We start from the raw sequence: 17806 nt of genomic DNA, 5'->3' as shown, positions 1-17806 counted from the left end.
TATCACCGGACTCTGACATTCTTCGTCCAGCCGGGCCCCATAGGATGGCATCACCGCCGCCGACCGTTAAGGACCCGATTTGCGCACTTTTGTTTCTGCCGTTGCCGTCATCCTTGGCGTATTGCTTTCCGCCGTCGCTGTTCCGGCGATCTGGCTTGACCGCAACGTCGTACAGGAGGACGGCTTTGTGGCACTCGCGGCCCCGTTGGGTAAGGATGGGGCGTTCCAGCAGCGCCTTGCGGCTTCCGCAGTGGGAACTATTGATACGGGCGCCATCCCCCAGGCCCTGGCCGGCCTGGTCCAGCCGGTCCTGGAGGCGGCAGCGGGCTCTTTGGCCGGGTTGCCCGGCTACCAGGCCGCGTGGGAGGAGACGCTGCGCAGGAGCCACCGGCTTAGCTTCGCCGACCCCCGCACCCTGCCGCCCGAAGCTAACTCCACGACATCGCTCACGCTGGACGTAGCGCCCCTGGTGGCACTGGGCGTGCAGGAGATTTCACGGGCGTCCGGGTTGCAGCTGGATGCGCCGAACCAGACCCTGATCAACATCGGACAGTCAAGCCAGCGCCAGCTGGTCGAACGTCTCTCTGCCTACGCCCCGATGGGGTACATCCTGGCCATCGCGGCAGGGGTTGCGTTCGCGCTGGCGCTGCTTTCGGCGCGTCGTCGCTGGGCAGTGCTTTTCAGTGCCGGTGTTGCGGGCCTCTTATTGGCCGGCCTGTGGACCTCAGGTTCCCAGCTCGCCGGCGACGCTGTGCGTGGCGCTGCGAGCGGGAACGGGGTGGCGGACATGTTCAAGAATGAGTTCGTCGCCGCGGCCTCCCATAACTTCAGCACCTGGATCCAAGCAACCGCCATCACCAGCGGCGTGCTTCTGGTGGCGGGCGTTGTGATCCGAATCGCCTCGCCGGGACGCCGGCGTACAACCCGGTAGCATGGATAGATGACCTCCTCAGCAGTTTCCCTCTCGATGCCGACCGTCCCGCGAAGGCGGCGAACCCCGGAGGACGTGTCCGCAGCCGCACCGGTATCCGGCCCCAAGAAGGTCCTGCTGGCCGCTCCCCGCGGGTATTGCGCTGGCGTGGACAGGGCCGTGATCGCCGTGGAAAAAGCCCTGGAACACTACGGCCCCCCGGTGTATGTCCGGAAACAGATCGTGCACAACGTCCACGTGGTCAGCTCACTGGAGGAAAAAGGCGCCATCTTCGTCGACGAAACCGACGAGGTGCCTGAGGGCGCCTTGGTGATTTTCTCTGCGCACGGCGTATCGCCCGCGGTCGTCCAGTCCGCTGAGGAACGCGGGCTGCGCACCATTGACGCAACCTGCCCACTGGTCACCAAGGTGCACAAGGAAGCCGTGCGGTTCGCCAACGACGACTTCGACATTCTGCTGATCGGTCACGACGGTCATGAAGAAGTTGAAGGAACGGCCGGCGAGGCTCCCGAACACATCCAGATCATTAACGGGCCCCACGAGGTGGACCAGGTCACTGTCAGGGATCCGGAGAAAGTCATCTGGCTGTCCCAGACCACGCTGAGCGTTGACGAGACCATGGAAACTGTCCGGTTGCTGAAGGAACGGTTCCCCACGCTGCAGGATCCACCCAGCGACGACATCTGCTACGCCACCACCAACCGCCAGGTTGCCATCAAGAAGATTTCCCCGCAGGCCGACCTGGTCATCGTGGTGGGTTCAGCAAACTCCTCGAATTCCGTGCGCCTGGTGGAAGTCGCCCTCGAGTACGGCGCCAAGGCCTCGTACCGCGTGGACTTCGCTAACGAAGTGGACGAGACCTGGTTTGAAGGTGTTTCGACCGTGGGCGTCACATCAGGCGCATCCGTTCCCGAGGTGCTGGTGAAGGACGTGCTTCGGCTGTTGGCTGACTACGGATACGGCACCGTTGAAGAGGTCGTCACAGCCGAAGAGGACCTTCTTTTCTCGCTTCCTAAAGAGCTTCGGGCAACGCTGAAGGAGGCCGGAGACGTCAGCCGTGCCCTTGGCGGACGCCGGTCCCGAAGCTAGCCCTGGCGTCAGGCAGCAGTTTCGCGTTCTTGAAGCTCTGGCGCGGCCAGGGAACGCGGTGTCACCTCCACTGGGGTGGGAGTTATCAGGCCCGATTCATCAAGGGCATTGAGTTTCCGTGCGGTCGGCAGGACCCGGGCCTCAAGGGTGCCCACCATGGAGTTGTAGCGGTCCACCGAGGACTTCAGGGACGAGCCCAGCTTGCTCACGTTCTCGCCCAGGGTTCCCATGCGCTCATACAGCTGCCGGGCAAGATCGAACAGCTCACGGGCGCTGTCCGTCAGGACATCCTGCCGCCAGGTAAACGCGACGGATTTGAGTACGGCCAGCAACGTGCTCGGCGAAGCAAGGACCACGTTCCTGGACAACGCGTGATCCAGGAGAGTTGCATCGGCCGTCAGCGCCGCCGCCAGAATTGACTCGGCCGGGAGGAAGCAGATCACCAGCTCCGGGGAATTGCCCGGGATATCCCAGTACCTCTTCGTGCTGAGGGAATCCACATGTGCACGGAGTGCTTTGGCATGGGCGGTCAGGAGGGCCTGTTGAGACCCTTCACGAGAGCCAGCGTTCGTCCGGGAGTCTGCACCACGGCCAGGGTCGAGGGAGCCGAGTTCCTGGGCTTGGAGGTACGAGGACAAGGGTACCTTGGCATCCACGACCAGCTGCTTGTCGCCCGGCAGCTGCACCACAAGGTCCGGGCGGACTGTTGTATCGCCTCCGCCGCTGTGAACCTGCTCCAGGAAATCCACGTGCCGCAGCATCCCCGAAGCCTCCACCACCCGACGCAGCTGGACTTCCCCCCATTGTCCGCGGGCGCTGTTGGAGCGCAACGCCGATTCCAGGGCGTGCGTGGACCGGATCAGCTGCTCATCGGACAGCCTCGCTTCCTGCAGCTGCTGGGCAAGCTGCCCGTACTGTTCCAGCCTGTCGCGTTCCAACAGCGCGACCTGCTGCTGGACCGCCGTCAGTTTTTCCGCCACGGGTGCCAATGCCCGGAGCACGTTACCGTCCTGGTTGCGGGATTCGCCAAGCTCACGGTTCTGCAGCGAGAGCAGCCGCCGTTCGGCGTCGGCGGCCGCGTACTGTGCGCTGACCTCGGAAAGGCGTGATGACACGGCGTCGAAATCCTCTTCCAGGGCATGACTGCGCCTGCGCAAGGAAAAGTAGGCGGCGGCGGCGCCGGCAAGTGCACCGAGCAGCAGCGTCAACAAGGCAAGAATCACGGCGAAAGCATCCATGTCTTCACTCTGGCATGCCCCTGTGACAATTTACGGAAGCGACATTTTGAGGAAGCGACTGCCGCGTGAGATCGGACCCGCTGGGGCCTTCGGCGCCCGCTGCGGGTAGAATCAATGCTCGTGGCTCTTACTATTGGCATCGTCGGACTGCCCAACGTCGGCAAATCAACCCTCTTCAACGCACTGACCCGTAACCAGGTGCTGGCAGCGAACTATCCGTTCGCCACCATCGAGCCGAATATCGGCGTCGTGAACCTTCCGGATTCCCGGCTAAAACAGTTGGCGGAAATCTTCGGTTCCCAGCGTCTGCTCCCCGCCGCCGTCTCCTTCGTGGACATCGCCGGGATCGTGAAGGGCGCCAGCGAAGGGGAAGGCCTGGGCAACCAGTTCCTGGCCAACATCCGCGAGGCAGAGGCAATCGCCCAGGTGGTCCGGGTCTTCGACGATCCCGACGTCATCCATGTGGACGGCAAAGTGGACCCACGCTCGGACATGGAAACCATCAACACCGAGCTGATCCTCGCCGACCTTCAGACCATTGAAAAAGCCATTCCGCGCATCGAAAAAGAAGTCAAGATCAAGAAGCGCGAGGCCGCTGAACTGGCAGCCATCAAGGCAGCGCAGGTGGTCCTGGAACGCGGCGACACCATCTTCGCCTCCAATAAGAGCGACAAACTCGAGATGGAACACCTGAAGGAGCTCAGCCTCCTGACCGCGAAACCGTTCATCTACGTTTTCAACGCCGATGAAGGGATTCTGGGCAGCCCCGAGAAGCAGGAGGAACTGCGGGCCATGGTGGCCCCGGCGGACTGCATCTTCCTCGACGCCAAGCTCGAATCAGACCTCGTTGAGCTGGATGAAGAAGAAGCCCGGGAAATGCTGGAGATGAACGGCCAGGACGAATCGGGCCTTGACCAGCTCGCGCGCGTGGGATTCCACACGCTGGGCCTGCAGACCTACCTCACCGCCGGGCCCAAGGAGACGCGCGCCTGGACCATCCACCGCGGAGATACCGCGCCCCAGGCCGCGGGCGTGATCCACACCGACTTCCAGCGAGGCTTCATCAAGGCCGAGGTAGTGTCCTTCGACGACCTCATCGACGCAGGGTCCATGGCAGAAGCCAAGTCCCGCGGCAAGGTCCGTATCGAAGGCAAGGAATACGTGATGGCCGACGGCGACGTGGTGGAGTTCCGCTTCAACGTCTGATACGTGCCCTTTTCCCTTGCAAATAAGGAGTCTAAGCGCTGTCAGTCCGCGCACAGTCCGCAAGACTGCCAAGAGCTTCGCTCATCATGGCTGCGGCAGCGGATTGTGTGCGGTCCTCAGCGCTCGGCCACAGGTGGGAATAAATGGAGGCCATAGTCTTCGGACGTGAACTGGCTTCCTTCTGGGGTGACTACGGCCAAAATGACGATTACGGCGACGACCAGGAATCCTGGGAGAAGCTTTGGCAAGAGCGGCGGCAGAAGGCCGAGCTCGCAGCTAAAGATGCGAATCTCATCAAACAGAGGGGCTTTTACGTGGATCAGGAAACGGACGGCTCAATCCAGTCTCCTGAAGGCATCGGGCAGGGAACACTAGTCCAGGAACTCCAAACCGCGGCCCAAGTCATCGAAATGCTGCTGATCAAGGATCACACACGCATGAAGCATTTCTCCGCTGAACCCTATGACGTACCAGGGATACTACGACGGCACAAACATCTGGAACTCCGACGCGCTCGACAGTGATGCACTCGCCTCGAGCGACACTCCTGAAACGGATGCCATGGGCCCGGAACGCTGACCCGCCGGTCGCGCAGGTGCTGGGGCCACTCCCTTCCAGCCGTTTGATCACGCCGGCAGGGGGGTGCACAGGGGCGGTTTCCCCTAGCGGCGAAGGCGGCCGAGTGGGATGATTTGGTCATCCTTCGAATAGGGGGCCCATCATGGCCGGCTTTGGTGCTCTTCGACCTGGCCGCCGCTCCCGGGCATCCACGCCCCGGCTCCTGGCGGTTTTACTTGTGCTCGCACTCGGCGTGCTGTTCGCTGCACCCGCCCGAGCAGTCGACTACGGACATGACGTTTCGTGGCCACAGTGTCCGGGCGGCCTTCCGATGCCGCCGGAAGACACGGAGTTCGTGGTCGTGGGGCTGACGAACGGACTCGCGTTCACCGAGAACCCCTGCCTGGACGGGCAGTTCCAGTGGGTGCTCGACCGAGGCGTCCGGGCTCAGGCCTACGCCATGGCTACGTTCCCCACCACCGCGCAATACGACACCTACGGCGACGACGGCCCTTGGCCCGCGAGCACCAGGCCGGACCGCCTGCGCAACGTCGGGTACGCCGAGGGTCGCGCGGCTTTCGCGTCTCTCGCTAAGGTGGGATGGCGACCGGAGAGAATCTGGGTCGACGTCGAGCCCCGCCCGCAACAGCCCTGGCCCAGCTCCACAGCAGCCGAGCGGCAAGAGAACCGAGACATCATCTCCGGGCTCTTGGCCGCACTGGCCGACGCCGGATACCCGCACGGGATCTACTCCTATTTGAGCGGTTGGGAGGCCATCACCGGATCGTGGCAGCTTCCCGACGAGCCCGTCTGGTCACCGGCAGGCCGGCTGGACTTCGCCAGTGAAGCATCCGACCTCTGTGTGAATGGCAGCTTCTCCGGCGGCACCGTCCACATCGCGCAATGGACCGACGGCACCTACGACCACGATATGACGTGCATCGGCGTCTACCAGGCCCACGTCGCGACCATCGGCTGGCAGTCGAGCGTTTCGGACGGCGCAACCGCAGGAACCACCGGCCGGTCACTGCCGATGGAGGCGTTGCGTCTGTCGGTGGCAGGAGACCGCCTGTCGGGCGACATTCTGTGGAGGGGGCATGTGCAGAACATCGGCTGGCAGCCATGGACGACGTCGGCGTCGCCGATTGGAACGACCGGGCGCGGTTTGCGCCTGGAGGCGTTCCAGCTCCGGTTGACGGGGGACCTGGCCTCGCAGTACAGCATCAGGTATCGAGCCCACGTGCAGAACGTCGGCTGGCAGCCGTACGGTATCGACGGAGCCACGGCCGGCACCGTCGGGCAAGGTCTGCGGGTGGAGGCCGTAACGATCGAGTTGGTTCCGAAGGTCGCACCGGCATTCACTGCCGTATACGCCGCCCACGTTCAGAACCTCGGCTGGATGGCGACCGTTTCGGATGGGACAGTCGCCGGGACCACGGGTCGGGCCCTTCGGGTCGAGGCGTTGCGCCTCAACGTGTCCAGTACGGCTTATACCGGGGACATCGAGTGGCGGGGGCATGTGCAGTCGATCGGCTGGCAGCCGTGGACATCCTCGGCCAATCCCATCGGTGTGACCGGGCAAGGGCTACGTTTGGAAGCGTTTGAAATCAGGCTGACCGGTGAGATGGCGAACCATTACGGGATCCACTACCGCGCCCACGTGCAAGATTTGGGCTGGCAGTCATGGGTCGCCGACGGCGGAACGGCGGGCACGTCGGGTATGGGCAAACGGATGGAGGCCGTGCAGATCCTCCTCGCACCCAGAACCGGCGGCTAGCTGTTACCGCCATTGGTTCCTCCTGCTTGCACTCGATGGTACGGCTGATGGGCGGCTACTACGTCCAGCTGATTTGTACGGTATCCGGGTTGAAACCCTTCGCGTCACGAGGACGCGGCAGACCCCTGCCTTCGCACACGGCGCCTATCACGCTGAGCTGAATCCCGAGGTCTGCGTTCGTGAACGCCAACGCGCGTGTGATGCCGGCGAGGCATACGCCGTATCCTTACTCAAGGACTTAGGACAGATCCTGGCGACTCCAGGGGGACCCCTCATGACGAGGGAACACAAAAGGAGACGGCATGCCTCTCAGGCGTCTGATTCACATTGTTTCCGGGGCTGTGGCTGCAGCGCTGGTTCTCTCGGCATGCACGGCCGGCGGGGGACTCGGGGGAACAGTGCCGGCGGTGGTCGGCGAGGTCAAGCGCGGCGGCAGCGCGACTGTCGCCGAGGTCAACGCGCTCTCCTCCTTCAACCCCTACAGCACCGCCGGAAATACGGACATCAACTCCAAAGTTGGCTACATCACCCACTCCGGGTTCTTCTACGTGGACGACTCTGCCAGAGTGATCCGGAACGACAAGTTCGGCCACTATGAAAAGGTCTCTGACAAGCCGTTGAAGGTGAAGTACACGGTCAACGAAGGGGTCAAATGGTCCGACGGCGAACCGATCAGCGCAGGTGACCTGCTGCTGGCATGGGCGGCTGGTTCCGGTTATTTTGATGATGCAGACGCGAAGGCCGGCACTGGGACCAAGTACTTCTCGGTTGCATCGGATACCAGCGGCCTCGCCAAGACGACATTTCCGGAAATCGGGGGAGACGGACGTTCCATCATCCTGCAGTATGCAGAACCGTATGCTGATTGGGAAGTGGCGTTCGACGTCGGACTTCCCGCCCATGTGGTCGCCGCGAAAAGCGGCTTGAACGATGAAGGGGACCTCATTGACCTGCTCAGGGATTCACCCCGCGGCGACAGCAAGAGACCCGCGGCTAATCCCGCGCTGAAGAGGGTCAGCGACTTCTGGAACTCAGGTTTCGATTCCACAGCGCTGCCTGCGGATCCGGCGATCTATCTTTCCAGCGGACCTTACATCGTCAGGGACGTCATCCCCGGATCTTCTGTGAGGCTGGTCAGGAACCGGGACTACGTGTGGGGACCCGAGCCACATCTGGACGACATCACCATCCGGTTCACGGACGCGCCTCAGGCAGCTGTCGACGCGCTCCGGAACGGACAGGCCGATATTATTTCGCCGCAGCTGTCAGCCGGTACCGTGGACCTCTTCAGCGGCCTCGCCAGCCAGGGCGCGACTGTCCAGCGGTTCAGCCAGTCCGGCTATGACCACCTCGATTTGAACTTCTCCGGCCCCTTTGCCGAGGAGGATGTCCGCAAAGCGTTCCTCAAGACCGTCCCGCGCCAGGAGATTGTGGACGCGATCGTCGGCGAACTCATACCCGAGGCCAAGCCCTTGGATTCCCAGGTCTTCCTTCCGGCCCATCCAAAGTACGGCGACACGGTGAAGAACAACGGGTCATCCGGCTATTCCAAGGTGGACATTGAGGGCGCCAAGTCGTTGCTGCGCGGGGCCACGCCAACGGTCCGTATCCTGTACAACCGGGACAACCCGAACCGGGCCCGGGTCTTTTCGCTGATCCGCGAATCCGCCGGGCTTGCCGGGTTCAATGTTGTTGATGCCGGGCTGGGAAACGCGGACTGGGCGGCGGCGCTGGGCGGCGGCGGCTACAACGCGGCAATTCTTGGCTGGATCAGCACCGGAGTCGGAGTGAGCCGCATCCCGCAGATCTTCCGGACAGGCGCCGGCAGCAATTTCAACGGATTTTCCGACGGCGACGCCGACAAGGCGATGGAGCAACTCGCTACTACCACCGACTTGGCGAAGCAGGACGAGCTGATGGCCGAGATCGACAAGCGGGTGTGGGCAAGCGCCTACGGTCTGCCCCTGTACCAGACCCCCGGAACCACCGCTTTCAGCAGCCGGATCGCCGGTGTGAAATCCAGTCCAGGGCCGTTGGGCGTCTGGTGGAACGTGTGGGATTGGCACGTTAACTGACGGTCGCCGCTGGAACCTGATGAGGGGAGCGGCCCGGCGTGATTTGCCCTCGCTGTGCGCTGATTCGCCGAGTTTCGTACCAGCGAGTAACATGTGACGTGCACTACGGCCGCCTACCGGCTACCTCCTGATCATTACCCCATCACGGTTTGGCAACGGAGTACCAGTATTTGGACTTTGTGCGGTTAGGCTAATCGTATATGTAGGGTGCGTCACAGTACAAAACTGCGGCCGGCCTGCGGGGAAGCAAAAGATTTCCCTAAACATCTCCCACAACTCATAGGAGGCGGAATGCGTTTTACGCGCACTTCCAAAGCACTGGGCATCGTGGCAGTCGCCGCGCTCGCCCTGACCGGCTGCGGCGCTGGAGGCGGCAGCAATAACGGTGCCAGCCAGTCCGGCGGCGATCCCAACAAAATCATCACCGCGTACAACAATGAACCACAGCACCCGCTGCTGCCAGCCAACACGAACGAGGCCTATGGCAGCCACGTCGTCGAGCTGCTCTTCGAAGGTCTTCGTACTTACGATCCCAGTGGCAAGCCTGTCAATGCTCTTGCTGATTCCATTGAATCGAGTGACGCCCAAAACTGGACCATCAAAGTCAAGCAGGGTACGAAGTTCACGAACGGTGAACCAGTCACCGCAAAATCCTTCGTAGACTCCTGGAACTACGCAGCGAACTCGAAGAGCCTCCAAGCCAACGGCTTCTTCTTTGAATCTATCGCCGGCTATGACGATGTCTCCGCGGTCACCACCGAGAAGTCCGCCGACGGCAAGACGACCACCACGCCCGCTCCCAAGGCCGACACGATGTCGGGTCTGGCGGCACCGGACGACTCTACGATCACCGTCAAGCTGTCCCAGCCCGAGGCTGACTGGTCACTGCGTCTTGGCTACTCTGCCTACTTCCCCCTGCCGTCGGCCGCGCTTGCTGACCCAAAGACCTATGGCGAGAACCCCGTGGGAAACGGGCCCTACAAATTCGCCAAGACTGGGGCTTGGGTTCATGACCAGTCCATCTCGCTGGTAAAAAACGCCGACTACAGCGGTCCCCGCGAAGCGAAGAACGGCGGCGTGACCTTCAAGTTCTACACCGATCCGGGTCCCGCCTACACTGACCTGCAGTCCGATAATCTGGATGTCACGGACGTCCTGCCTTCAAACGCGTTGAAGACATACGTCACGGATTTCCCGGACCGCAATGCTGCCAAGCCCGTTGCCACCGACGCCACGCTGAACATCCCGCCATACAACCCGAACTTCCAGGGTGAGGCCGGCAAGCTGCGTCGCCAGGCCCTTTCCTACGCGATCAACCGCGAGGAAATCACCAAGGTTGTCTTCAATGGAACGCGCAAGCCAGCTCAAGCTTTCGCGCCGCCAGTGATTGAGGGCTTCAAGGGCGACCTAGCGGGCAGTGAGGTCCTTAAGTTTGACCCTGCAAAGGCCAAGGACTTGTGGGCCCAGGCCGAGAAGATCAAGCCGTACGACGGTTCCAAGCCGCTCCAGATTGCCTCCAACACCGATGGTGGCCACAAGGAATGGATCGATGCCGTAGCCAACGGCTTCAAGAACAACCTTGGTATCCAGGCAGAGATTCAGCCCTTCGCGAAGTTCGCAGAGGTCTTGAACCTCCGCAAGTCGCAGTCCCTCCCCGGCCTGACCCGAGCCGGTTGGCAGGCGGACTACCCGTCGCTCTACAACTTCCTCGGACCTGTCTGGGCGACTGGTGCATCATCCAACTACGAACAGTACTCGAACCCCGAGTTCGACAAGCTCCTCAAGGAGGGTCTTGCGGCTAAGTCCACCGGAGACGCGAACGACAAGTTCAACAAGGCGCAGGAGATCCTTTTCAAGGACCTTCCCGGCCTGCCGCTCTGGGACTACACAGTGCCGATTGTGTGGAGCAACAACGTCGTGAAGGCCGAAACCGGCTGGAATGGCGCCATTCTCTACTACAACATCACGGCTAAGTAATCCCCAGGAACTAACTTACCGACAGGGATGGGGGTCCGGTTTCATGCCGGGCCCCCATTCGTCTGCACGGTAGGAAGGCACAAATGAAACCCATCTCTTCCTGCCCGGAAGGCCGGTGATCCAGTGGTCCGCTATATCTTGCGTCGACTCCTTCAGGTGATCCCCGTCTTCCTCGGCACCACACTATTGGTCTACTACATGGTGTTCGCCCTTCCGGGCGACCCCATTTCCGCGCTCTTCGGTGACCGCCAGCCGCCCCAGTCCGTGATTGACACCCTCCGCAGTCAGTACCACCTGGATCAGCCCTTCTGGGTCCAGTACGGGATCTTCCTGCAGAACCTCTTCACGTTCAATTTGGGCAATGATTTTACCGGCCAGCCTATTGCCGCTACATTGGCTCGCGTCTTTCCCGTGACCGCAATGCTCGCTGTTGAGGCCCTCATTATCCAGGCGGTCTTTGGCGTGGCCTTCGGCGTCTTTGCCGGCCTCCGTCGCGGCAGTTGGTTCGACTCCACTGTCCTTGTCGCCTCGCTGGTGGTCATCGCGGTGCCCACCTTCGTTCTCGGCTTCGTCTTCCAGCTGGTTTTCGGAGTCCAGCTGGGATGGGCGAAACCAACGGTCGGCGCGAATGCAGACTGGGGCAACCTGCTGCTGCCGGCGGTTGTCCTGGGTCTGGTGTCATTCGCCTACGTGCTCCGCCTGACCCGCGCGTCCGTCAGTGAAAGCATGAATGCCGACTACGTTCGTACGGCCACAGCCAAGGGCCTTTCGCGGCCCCGCGTCGTGCTGGCCCATATCCTGCGGAACTCGCTGATCCCGGTTGTCACGTATCTGGGGGCAAACCTTGGTGGCCTCATGGGCGGCGCCATCGTGACCGAGGGCATCTTCAACGTCCCTGGGGTGGGCAACAAGCTCTACCAGGCTGTCTTGCGCAGCGAGGGCCCCACCATCGTTTCGATCGTCAGCGTGCTGGTGCTGGTGTTTGTGGTGGCCAACCTTATTGTCGATCTCCTATACGCCTGGCTGGACCCGAGGATTCGCTATGACCAATAAGAACAGCCACTTCGTGGCTCCCATCGAAGAAACCCCGCTGCTGGCGACGGATACCCTGAAGACCGACCAGGCGCCCTTGAGCCTATGGGCCGATGCCTGGCGGAAGCTCCGCCGGCGTCCGCTGTTCATCATCTCTGCTCTGCTGATCCTGGCGCTGGTGGTCGTGGCACTCTTCCCAGGCCTCTTCTCCTCTGTGGCACCGAACGAGGGCTGCGAACTTGCGAACTCGGAGGGTGGGCCCACCGCGGGACACCCGTTCGGCTTCACCTTCCAGGGCTGCGACATTTACTCCCGGGTTATCCACGGAACCCAGGCTTCCCTTTCCGTAGGCGTTCTGGCCGTATTGTGTGTCCTGATTGTCGGCGTGACGTTCGGCGCACTCGCAGGCTTCTACGGAGGCTGGCTGGACATAGTACTCGCCCGGCTCGGTGACATCTTCTTCGCTTTGCCCCTGATCCTTGGCGCGCTGGTCATCACGCAGCTTCCCGTATTCCGCCAAAACAAGAGCGTGTGGACTGTGGTGCTCGTCATTGCCGTGTTGGCGTGGCCGCAAATGGCGCGCATAACCAGGGGTGCGGTGATAGAGGTCCGCAATGCGGACTTTGTCACTGCTGCGCGTGCCTTGGGTGTCTCGAAGTTCAGTGCCCTGGTCCGGCACGTCCTGCCCAATGCGCTGGCGCCCGTCATCGTGCTGGCAACTCTGGAGCTGGGCGTCTTTATTGTGGCCGAGGCCACGCTGTCCTTCCTTGGCATTGGTTTGCCGGAGGGCATCATGTCGTGGGGGCATGACATCGCCGCGGCGCAATCGTCAATCCGCACCAAGCCCGAGATTCTGCTCTATCCGGCGGCGGCTTTGTCCATCACCGTTCTGAGCTTCATCATGCTCGGCGATGCAGTGCGTGATGCCCTCGATCCGAAGAGCCGTCAGCGATGAAAGAAAAAGCCATGACAACCCCAGAAATCCGGATCGATGAGGCCGACACCACCGGAGTCAGGCCGTTGCTGGAAATCCGCGACCTGGCGATCACCTTCAAGACGGGCTCGGGCGAAGTCCAGGCGGTCCGCAACGCCCATCTCACCATCTTGCCGGGTGAAACCGTTGCCATCGTGGGAGAGTCCGGGTCAGGCAAATCGACCACGGCCCTGGCAGCGATCGGACTCTTGCCAACCAACGGCAAAGTGTCGGCCGGCCAGATTCTCCTTGACGGAGAGGACATCGCGCACGCTTCCGAGCGCCGCATGATTGAACTTCGCGGCAACACGATCGGCATGGTCCCCCAGGATCCCATGTCCAACCTGAATCCTGTATGGAAGATCGGTTACCAGGTCCGCGAGACACTGCGGGCTAACGGAAAACCAAGCGGCCCCGCTGATGTCGCCAAAGTGCTGTCTGAAGCCGGGCTGCCCGATGCACACCGCCGCGCCAATCAGTATCCGCACGAGTTTTCAGGCGGAATGCGCCAGCGTGCCCTCATCGCCATCGGCCTTTCCTGCCAGCCTCGGCTGCTGATTGCCGATGAACCGACGTCGGCGCTGGACGTCACTGTGCAGCGTCAGATCCTGGACCACCTTGAGACGATGACCTCGGAACTGGGAACGTCCGTGCTGCTGATTACCCATGACTTGGGGCTGGCGGCAGAGCGGGCTGACAAGGTAGTGGTTATGTACCGCGGACAGGTAGTGGAGGCTGGCCCGTCGCTGGAGCTGCTGCAGGACCCCCAGCACCCCTATACCAAGCGTCTCGTCGAATCTGCGCCTTCATTGGCCAGCCGGCGAATCCAGGCCGCGAAGGAACAGGGCGTGGAGGCGGCTGACTTGCTGGCACCGGCCACCGAGGTACAAGCGAATGACCATATTCTGCAGATCCAGGACCTACGCAAGGTCTACAAACTTCGGCAGGGCCTGGGCAAGTCTACGGACTTCGCGGCAGTAGACGGCGTGAGCTTCAACGTCAAGAGGGGAACCACGACGGCGATTGTGGGAGAGTCCGGTTCGGGCAAATCCACAGTGGCCAAAATGGTGCTGCAACTTGAGAAGCCGACGGATGGAAAGATCCTGTTCGACGGCGTCGACACGTCCCTTTTGCGGAGTGCGGACCTGTTCAAATTCCGCCGGAGGGTGCAGCCGATCTTCCAGGACCCCTACGGTTCCCTTGACCCGATGTACAACATCTATCGGACCATCGAAGAGCCTCTGAGGGTTCATAAAATCGGCAACACTGCGAGCCGTGAGAAGAAGGTTCGTGAACTCCTGGACCAGGTGGCACTCCCGCAGTCCACTATGCAGCGGTATCCGAACGAGTTGTCAGGCGGGCAGCGCCAGCGTATCGCCATTGCCCGCGCCCTGGCCCTCGACCCCGAAGTGATCATTTGCGACGAGGCGGTGTCTGCACTGGACGTACTGGTCCAGGCGCAGGTGCTTAACCTCCTGGCCGACCTGCAGTCCAACCTGGGACTCACCTACCTCTTCATCACCCACGACCTTGCAGTGGTCCGGCAGATAGCCGATCACGTATGCGTCATGGAACAGGGGCAACTGGTGGAGACCGGGTCCACGGATGACGTCTTCGATTCGCCGCAGCAGGATTACACCAAGGCACTGCTGAACGCCATTCCGGGAGCGCGACTAATGCTCCCGCCGGAAGTCGCCTGACAGTAGGATCTGCACGCTGAACAGCGGATGGAGCCGGCGCCCGGAAGGGGAGGCCGGCTCCATCCTGCTTAACCAGCCGGCTCGGCTTCGAGATGCAGCGCCCGCAGCCTGACTTCAAGCAATGACCCGAGAGCCCTCCGGCCCGCTGCGTTCATATGCACGGCGTCGGCCAGGTTCTTGGCGAGATCGTACTTGGTCAGCCAGTCGCCCACCGCCACAAAAGGCATTCCGTGGTTCGCCGCGACTGTGCCGAGGAGTGCGTCCACCTGGCTGCGCCGGCCACCGCCGTAGTTCGCGCCCCGTGCCAGAGTGCCGATCATTGCGATCCTGATGCCTGGGTAGCGCTCCTGGAGGGCGGCGATCAGGCGGTCGGCATTAGCCACGATCTGTGCGTCGGTGGCACCTTGGGACGCATCGTTGCCGCCGCCCTGAATGATGATGAGCGGGGGAGTCCCATACGGAAGCTTCCAGTCGCCCCGCAGCAGGGCATCGATGTAGTTCCCCGTCTTGCCGTTGCCCGTCACGAAACCGGTGCCGCCAAGCCCGCAGAAGTGGACCTTGTAGCCGACTGCCGCCAGGCCAAGGCGCGGCCAGCCGTCGTACGGTTCCGACTGGGAATCACCTATCAGCAGCGCCGTGTGCGCGATGTCCGGTACTACTACCTCGTCACGGCCGCTTGCCGGATTGTGGACGTAGGAACCTGCGGGCAGCGCGGCCGGGTCAGCACCGCTCGTCACCAAATTCCCAGGCGCCTGCGCTGGCGGTTGGGCGGGGGAGGCGTCAGGGTGTTCTGGGGACTGCCCGCAGCCGCTCAGGAGGACGCCGGCGGCGATTCCACATGCAACAAAGCGGGTCAGAGCCGAGGCTTTTCGCATCAGTGGATCTCCGGGCTTGCTTGGCTTATCACAGCCATGATGGGCTATCTAGTCAGGAAAATCCAGTGATTTTACTCACGATGTCAACGCGGCCATTGCAATCCCCGGCCGGGCCGAACCCAGATGGTGTGTGATTTTTAGGCCAATAAATGGCTCACCGGCTAGAATGGGGGAAGGTGCCCTGTGCAAAGGGACTAATCCGTCGTGCGTTCCAGTTGGAAATGTCGCGATACAACAGCTGACTTCACCACTGAATCGAGCCATTACGCATGTCTGAAACCACCACCAACACCGCGGTAGCCACTGCATCGCGCAGTGACCTGCGCAACGTCGCGATCGTGGCCCACGTTGACCACGGCAAGACCACGCTGGTCGACGCCATGCTCAAGCAGACCAATTCCTTTGCCGAGCACAACCACCTTGAAGACCGGGTGATGGACTCTGGTGACCTGGAGCGCGAAAAGGGCATCACCATCCTGGCCAAGAACACTACCGTGGCCTACAACGGACCGTCCTCCAAGGGCGAAACCATCACCATCAACGTGATCGACACCCCCGGCCACGCCGACTTCGGTGGCGAGGTTGAGCGCGGCCTGTCCATGGTGGACGGTGTTGTGCTGCTGGTTGATGCTTCCGAAGGCCCGCTGCCCCAGACCCGCTTCGTGCTGCGCAAGGCCCTGGCCGCGCACCTGCCGGTCATCCTGCTGGTCAACAAGACCGACCGCCCCGACGCCCGCATCGAGGAAGTTGTCCACGAGTCCATGGACCTCCTCCTGGGCCTCGCCTCGGACCTCGCGGACGAAGTTCCGGACCTGGACCTGGACAAGATCCTCAACGTGCCGGTCGTGTATGCCGCCGCAAAGGTCGGACGCGCCTCCCTCGAGCAGCCCGCCGACGGAACCGCTCCGGAGAACGAGGACCTGGAACCGCTGTTCCAGACCATCATCGAGCACATTCCTGCTCCCACGTACAACCCGAACGGTGTCCTGCAGGCACACGTCACCAACCTTGACGCCTCCCCGTTCCTGGGCCGCCTCGCCCTCCTGCGCATTTACAACGGCACCCTGCGCAAGGGCCAGACCGTTGCCTGGGCACGCGCCAACGGTGAGCTCAAGAACGTCAAGATCACCGAACTCCTGGCCACCAAGGCACTGGACCGCGTTCCGGCCGAGTCCGCGGGTCCGGGCGAAATCGTCGCTGTCGCGGGAATCGAGGAGATCACCATCGGTGAGACCCTGACCGACGCAGAGAACCCGCAGCCGCTGCCGCTGATCACCGTAGACGATCCCGCGATCTCCATGACCATCGGTATCAACACCTCGCCGCTTGCCGGCAAGGTCAAGGGCGCCAAGGTGACGGCCCGCCAGGTAAAGGACCGCCTGGACAAGGAACTGATCGGTAACGTCTCCATCCGCGTGCTTCCCACGGAGCGCCCGGATGCCTGGGAAGTCCAGGGCCGCGGGGAGCTCGCGCTGGCCATCCTCGTTGAGCAGATGCGCCGCGAAGGCTTCGAGTTGACCGTGGGCAAGCCTCAGGTTGTCACCAAGACCGTGGACGGCAAGATCCACGAACCGATGGAGCACATGACCATCGACGTGCCCGAAGAGTACCTCGGCGCCGTTACCCAGCTGATGGCAGCCCGCAAGGGCCGCATGACCAACATGGCCAACCACGGTACCGGCTGGTGCCGGATGGAATTCATCGTTCCCGCCCGTGGCCTGATCGGCTTCCGCACCAAATTCCTCACGGACACCCGCGGCGCCGGCATCGCGGCCTCCATCTCCGAGGGCTACGAGCCGTGGGCCGGTCCCATCGAGTACCGTACCAACGGTTCGATGATCGCCGACCGCGCAGGTGTTGTGACGCCGTTCGCCATGATCAACCTGCAGGAGCGCGGTTCCTTCTTCGTGAAGCCCACCTCCGAGGTCTACGAGGGCATGATCGTCGGCGAGAACTCCCGCGCCGACGACATGGACGTCAACATCACCAAGGAAAAGAAGCTCACCAACATGCGTGCGGCGTCCTCCGATACCTTCGAGAACCTGACGCCGCCGCGTGACCTCACCCTCGAGGAGTCCCTCGAATTCGCCCGCGAGGACGAATGCGTTGAGGTAACCCCGGAGTCAATCCGCATCCGCAAGCTCATCCTTGACACCAACGAGCGCGCCAAGGCAAACCGCGCCCGCGCCAAGGTCTAGTACTGCACCACAGCTAAAGCTGCCGGTACAACGGGAGGGTCACCCCGCCGTCGTACCGGCAGCTTTTGCCGTTAACGGGCCTTGCCGGGTACCGCTCGGCGCAGTGAAGCCCGGGGTCGAGGTGCTGAGGCAGTGCCTGCGCACCGTGCCGCCCCTTCACTGCGCCCATGCGTTTTC

General features: G+C 62.3%; 14 protein-coding genes. 11 read left to right on the top strand and 3 right to left on the bottom strand.

Annotation, left to right across the window (positions count from 1 at the left end; genetic code table 11):
- The first annotated feature begins 79 nt into the window (after positions 1-79).
- Both J7E83_RS07575 and J7E83_RS07570 read left to right on the top strand, forming a co-directional pair.
- Complete coding sequence (locus J7E83_RS07575; RefSeq protein WP_214960487.1) at positions 80-931, top strand: hypothetical protein; 852 nt, start codon at positions 80-82, stop codon at positions 929-931.
- A gap of 9 nt (positions 932-940) precedes the next feature.
- Positions 941-2020, top strand: coding sequence for a 4-hydroxy-3-methylbut-2-enyl diphosphate reductase (locus J7E83_RS07570; protein WP_214960485.1), 1080 nt, complete (start codon positions 941-943; stop codon positions 2018-2020).
- Between the two features lie 8 nt (positions 2021-2028).
- On the opposite strand, the gene J7E83_RS07565 is transcribed toward J7E83_RS07570, so the two are convergent.
- Positions 2029-3258, bottom strand: coding sequence for a DNA recombination protein RmuC (locus J7E83_RS07565; RefSeq protein ID WP_214960482.1), 1230 nt, complete (start codon positions 3256-3258; stop codon positions 2029-2031).
- A gap of 120 nt (positions 3259-3378) precedes the next feature.
- Here J7E83_RS07565 and ychF point away from each other — a divergent pair, with 120 nt between their 5' ends.
- The 8 genes from ychF to J7E83_RS07525 all read left to right on the top strand — a co-directional run bounded on the left by ychF (position 3379) and on the right by J7E83_RS07525 (position 14556).
- Positions 3379-4464, top strand: a complete 1086-nt coding sequence (gene ychF, locus J7E83_RS07560) for a redox-regulated ATPase YchF (RefSeq protein ID WP_214960480.1) — start codon at positions 3379-3381, stop codon at positions 4462-4464.
- 143 nt (positions 4465-4607) lie between these two features.
- Complete coding sequence (locus J7E83_RS07555; protein WP_214960477.1) at positions 4608-4988, top strand: AbiV family abortive infection protein; 381 nt, start codon at positions 4608-4610, stop codon at positions 4986-4988.
- Between the two features lie 197 nt (positions 4989-5185).
- Complete coding sequence (locus J7E83_RS07550) at positions 5186-6799, top strand: hypothetical protein (RefSeq protein WP_214960475.1); 1614 nt, start codon at positions 5186-5188, stop codon at positions 6797-6799.
- Between the two features lie 302 nt (positions 6800-7101).
- Positions 7102-8874 (top strand): ABC transporter family substrate-binding protein, encoded by a 1773-nt coding sequence (locus J7E83_RS07545; protein WP_214960473.1) that lies wholly within the window; start codon positions 7102-7104, stop codon positions 8872-8874.
- A 291-nt stretch (positions 8875-9165) separates the two neighbouring features.
- On the top strand, positions 9166-10851 hold the full coding sequence (locus J7E83_RS07540; RefSeq protein ID WP_214960471.1) for an ABC transporter substrate-binding protein: 1686 nt from the start codon (positions 9166-9168) through the stop codon (positions 10849-10851).
- Between the two features lie 123 nt (positions 10852-10974).
- Positions 10975-11904 carry an ABC transporter permease gene (locus J7E83_RS07535; protein ID WP_214960468.1) on the top strand — a complete coding sequence of 310 codons (930 nt, stop codon included), beginning with the start codon at positions 10975-10977 and terminating at the stop codon, positions 11902-11904.
- Positions 11894-12838: an ABC transporter permease gene (locus tag J7E83_RS07530; RefSeq protein WP_214960465.1), complete on the top strand. Its 945-nt coding sequence runs from the start codon at positions 11894-11896 to the stop codon at positions 12836-12838. The genes J7E83_RS07535 and J7E83_RS07530 overlap by 11 nt, the downstream gene beginning before the upstream one ends.
- Before the next feature lie 11 nt (positions 12839-12849).
- On the top strand, positions 12850-14556 hold the full coding sequence (locus J7E83_RS07525) for an ABC transporter ATP-binding protein (protein WP_214960463.1): 1707 nt from the start codon (positions 12850-12852) through the stop codon (positions 14554-14556).
- A gap of 68 nt (positions 14557-14624) precedes the next feature.
- Here the strand turns inward: J7E83_RS07525 and J7E83_RS07520 are convergent, their stop codons facing one another.
- Entirely contained in the window at positions 14625-15293 is a 669-nt protein-coding gene (locus J7E83_RS07520) for an SGNH/GDSL hydrolase family protein (protein ID WP_396020507.1), read from the bottom strand.
- Positions 15294-15700: 407 nt separating this feature from the next.
- On the opposite strand from J7E83_RS07520, the gene typA reads away from it, so the two are divergent.
- Positions 15701-17629, top strand: a complete 1929-nt coding sequence (gene typA / locus J7E83_RS07515; RefSeq protein WP_214960458.1) for a translational GTPase TypA — start codon at positions 15701-15703, stop codon at positions 17627-17629.
- Positions 17630-17642: 13 nt separating this feature from the next.
- Here the strand turns inward: typA and J7E83_RS07510 are convergent, their stop codons facing one another.
- On the bottom strand, positions 17643-17798 hold the full coding sequence (locus tag J7E83_RS07510) for a hypothetical protein (protein WP_214960456.1): 156 nt from the start codon (positions 17796-17798) through the stop codon (positions 17643-17645).
- Positions 17799-17806: the final 8 nt, after the last annotated feature.

It is taken from the genome of Arthrobacter sp. ISL-48 (genome assembly GCF_018613805.1).
Lineage (GTDB): Bacteria > Actinomycetota > Actinomycetes > Actinomycetales > Micrococcaceae > Arthrobacter.
Note: the sequence above shows the minus strand (reverse complement) of the source record. Positions and strands in the feature narration are given on the sequence as shown.